The organism is Lysobacter enzymogenes, from assembly GCF_017168095.1.
Classification (GTDB): Bacteria; Pseudomonadota; Gammaproteobacteria; order Xanthomonadales; family Xanthomonadaceae; genus Lysobacter; species Lysobacter enzymogenes_D.
The window spans coordinates 1-3,529 of sequence record NZ_LXSD01000409.1 but is presented as its reverse complement, the minus strand read 5'-3'; the positions used below and the strand labels follow the sequence as shown (position 1 = coordinate 3,529).

Here is a 3,529-nt window from a genome sequence, read left to right as displayed (position 1 = left end):
GCATCGCCAGCCCCCTGTAGGAGCGGCGCAAGCCGCGACCGCGCCACCGCGCCGACGACGCAAACCGCCCGTCGCCGTCAGTGCCCAGCCGCCTCGCGCTCGCGAGACTCCCGCGCCCACTGGCAACGTTCGCAATAGTTGAATCTTCGCGGTCGCGGCTCGCGCCGCTCCTACAGGTAGCGCAGGCCGCATCGCCAGCCCCCTGTAGGAGCGGCGCAAGCCGCGACCGCGCCACCGCCCCGACGACGCAAACCGCCCATCGCCGTCCGCGCCCGACCGCTTCGCATTCGCGTGACTGCCGCGCGCACCCGCAACGTTCGCAACAGTTGAATGTCCGCGGTCGCGGCTCGCGCCGCTCCTACAGGTAGCGCGCGCGGCATCGCCAGCCCCCTGTAGGAGCGGCGCAAGCCGCGACCGCGCCACCGCGCCGACGACGCAAGCCGCCCATCGCCGTCCGCGCCCAGCCGCCTCGCGTTCGCGTGACTGCCGTCCGCACCCGCAAGCCTGCGTTGTAGTTGAATGTTCGCGGTCGCGGCTCGCGCCGCTCCTACAGGGAGTCACCGCAGATCATGCAGATCGGAAATCTGTTCGCCGATGCGCAAGCGCCGATCGACGGCGAGCGCTTCGAGGCGCTGCTGAGCCACCGCAATCTCGTGGTCGAACGCATCGTCAGCTCCGCGCGCATCCAGCCGACGCGCTACACCCAGCCGCAGGACGAGTGGGTGGCGTTGCTGCAAGGCGAGGCCGAGCTCGATGTCGCCGGCGCAACCGTGATCTTGCGCGTCGGCGATTATCTGTTCCTGCCCGCGGGCACGCCGCATACGGTGCGGCGGGTCGCCGAAGGCTCGCTGTGGCTGGCGGTGCATCTGCATTAGGCGCATCGCCGGCCGGATTTCACGGCAATGCGATGGCCGCGATGTCGTCGTGGTAGGCTACGCGGATGCGCGCGTCGCCGTTAGCGCTGCGCGAATCGGCCCGGTACAGGCCCCACTTGAGATAACCGAATTCGCCGGCGAAACGCGGATCGAACGTAGCCAGACCGCGCAAGTCGGCCTTGCGGACGTAGTCGGTTTCGCCGTCCAGGCGCACGTCGGCGGTGAAGTAGCCATCGCTCGTGCGCGACCACAGCACGTCCATGCGCAGGTCGATCCAGCGGTTGTCGTAGGGGCGGATGTCGTCGATCAGGGTGACCTGGCCGCTGGCGCCGTAACGCAGGACCAACGCGTTGCGCTTCACTCCGATTGAAAAATCTGGCCCGCCGCTTACGTGCTTGAACTGCCAGATGATATCCAGCGGCGCGCTGACCTGGTTCCAGTCTTCCCAGTCCTTGAGCAGCACGCTCACGGTGTAGCGGCGATGGTCGCCCGGGCGATACGTGCCGTTGGCGGCGCGGTTGCTCGCCGCTTCGCTGCGCGGCGCGCCGTCGGAGACGTAGGCCGGATCGTCGAGCACGACCTTGTGGCCGATGGCGAAGCGACTCGGGTAACGGCGAAGATCGGCGGTCACGAACTCGGCGTCGGCGGCGCTGGCGTTGCTCAAGGTGAGTTCGGCGACGCCCGAGTCGGGCGTGCCGGTTTCGTAGTCGACGCTCAGCAACGGCGCTTGCGCGCCGGCGAGCGGCGAACACAGCGACAGGGCGAGGACTGCAGCGGCGCGCAACGCCTGGATAAGGTTGGATCGCATGCTCGGGTTCCTGCTGGACGGGGCCGCGCCGGCCGGCGCGACTACCCACTCTAGGCTCGGAAACCGCAGTCGAATCCGCAGCATGGCCGGATCGGATATGACGATATCTCATGAGTTTCGCGCGTGCTGCGGCGCAATACGCACTGCGTATTGACTGGTTGTGCGAACCGTTGCGAGCCGATGTTGAGGATCGCGTGGATACGTTCAAAAAAACCGGCGCCAGGCGCCGGTTCTTTCGTCGCAGCCGCGAGCGCCTCAGCGCGCGCTCAACTCATGCACCGCCGCGACCAGCGCGCCGACATGCTCGGGCGACATGTCCGGCGACAGGCCGTGGCCGAGGTTGAACACGTGGCCTTCGCGCGAACCGCCGTTGCCGGCGCGGTAGTCCTCGAGCGCGCGGCCGACTTCGCGGCGGATCGCTTCGGGCGAGGCGTACAGCGTCACCGGGTCGAGATTGCCCTGCAGCGCGGTGCGCCCGGCGATGCGGCGCGCCGCGTCGCCCAGGCCGATGGTCCAGTCCACGCCGACCGCCTCGGCGCCGCTGGCGGCCAGCTCGTCCAGGTACGGATCGTTGCCCTTGCCGAACAGGATCAGCGGCGCGCGGGTCTCGCCGTCGCCGCGCGGCAGTTCGGCGGCGATGCGCTGCAGATAGCGCAGCGAGAACTCGCGGTACATCGACGGCGACAACACCCCGCCCCAGGTGTCGAACACCTGCAGCGCCTGCGCGCCGGCGGCGTGCTGGGCCTTGAGGTACGCGATCACCGCGTCGGTGACCACGCCGAGCAGCTTGTGCATCGCCGCCGGGTCGTTGAGCGCGAGCGACTTGACCTTGGAATAGTTGTCGCTGCCGCCGCCTTCGACCATGTAGCAGGCGATCGTCCACGGGCTGCCGGAGAAGCCGATCAGCGGCACCGAGCCGTTCAACTCGCGGCGGATGGTGCGCACCGCGTCCATCACGTAGCGCAGGTCGGTTTCCATGTCCGGCACGCCGAGCCTGTCGATGTCGGCGGCCGAGCGGATCGGGCGCTCGAACTTCGGGCCTTCGCCGTCGGCGAAGTACAGGCCCAGGCCCATCGCGTCGGGCACGGTGAGGATGTCGGAGAACAGGATCGCCGCATCGAGCGGGAACCGGCGCAGCGGCTGCAGGGTGACTTCGCAGGCCAGTTCCGGGTTCTTGGCCAGGTTGAGGAAGCTGCCGGCCTGGGCGCGGGTGGCGCGGTACTCGGGCAGGTAGCGGCCGGCCTGGCGCATCAGCCACACCGGGGTGCGGTCGACGGGTTGGCGGCGCAGGGCGCGCAGGAAGCGATCGTTGGCGAGGGGCTGGCTGGACATGGGTCGGGCGAGGGCCGTGGTTTCAGTTCGGGAAGTCGGGGCGGTAGGAGCGTTGGAGCGGGGCGGGGCGTCGGAGCGCGACGCGGCACAGCGGCGGGCAGTGTGGGTGTCGCCGCGCAGGGGCGGCAGTGGCGGTTTGTCCCACCCGGGCCGGCGGCGCCGCGCTCTGCCTCATCGCGGCGCTTCGGCGCCCTGGCTGAACATCAGCTGGAAGCCGCGCTTGAGCTGTTGGTCGCGGGCCTGCTCCAGCGCGGCGAAGGCGCTGTCGCGGTCGAGGAACTGCTCGCGCCGGACCGTGCTGCGGCCGCCGATCTGGCCGCTTTCGCGCACCAGCGTCCAGCCGCCGAGCAAGTCGGGCTGCAGCATCAGTTGCACGAAGCGCGGAGCTTCGTGGCCGTCGGGCCGTTGTTGGAGGAGGAGGCGCACCGGGCGATTGTAGCGGCAGCCGGGGCGCGCCCGGGCGGGCGCGCGTCGCGGGCCGCGCACCGCAGCGTTGCGCGGCGGCCGCCTCAGC

The 3,529-nt window shown here is 70.0% G+C and carries 4 protein-coding genes; 1 reads left to right on the top strand and 3 read right to left on the bottom strand.

All coding sequences use genetic code 11. The features are described 5' to 3' along the window. The first annotated feature begins 569 nt into the window (after positions 1-569). The gene (locus A7A76_RS17440; RefSeq protein WP_206412396.1) at positions 570-875 is read left to right on the top strand and encodes a cupin domain-containing protein; all 306 of its coding nucleotides are present in this window, start codon (positions 570-572) and stop codon (positions 873-875) included. Positions 876-894: 19 nt separating this feature from the next. Here the strand turns inward: A7A76_RS17440 and A7A76_RS17435 are convergent, their stop codons facing one another. From A7A76_RS17435 to A7A76_RS17425, 3 genes are all read right to left on the bottom strand, one after another. After that, the gene (locus A7A76_RS17435) at positions 895-1,683 is read right to left on the bottom strand and encodes a heparin lyase I family protein (RefSeq protein ID WP_206412395.1); all 789 of its coding nucleotides are present in this window, start codon (positions 1,681-1,683) and stop codon (positions 895-897) included. A 255-nt stretch (positions 1,684-1,938) separates the two neighbouring features. Next, on the bottom strand, positions 1,939-3,015 hold the full coding sequence (gene hemE / locus A7A76_RS17430) for a uroporphyrinogen decarboxylase (protein WP_206412394.1): 1,077 nt from the start codon (positions 3,013-3,015) through the stop codon (positions 1,939-1,941). A 171-nt stretch (positions 3,016-3,186) separates the two neighbouring features. Then, the gene (locus A7A76_RS17425; protein WP_074864201.1) at positions 3,187-3,441 is read right to left on the bottom strand and encodes a WGR domain-containing protein; all 255 of its coding nucleotides are present in this window, start codon (positions 3,439-3,441) and stop codon (positions 3,187-3,189) included. Between the last annotated feature and the right edge of the window lie 88 nt (positions 3,442-3,529).

Excerpts from the sequence above, each read along its gene's own strand:
- A7A76_RS17440 (WP_206412396.1), top strand. The coding sequence starts at position 570 with ATGCAGATCGGAAATCTGTTCGCCGATGCGCAAGCGCCGATCGACGGC.
- hemE (WP_206412394.1), bottom strand. The coding sequence starts at position 3,015 with ATGTCCAGCCAGCCCCTCGCCAACGATCGCTTCCTGCGCGCCCTGCGC.
- A7A76_RS17435 (WP_206412395.1), bottom strand. The coding sequence starts at position 1,683 with ATGCGATCCAACCTTATCCAGGCGTTGCGCGCCGCTGCAGTCCTCGCC.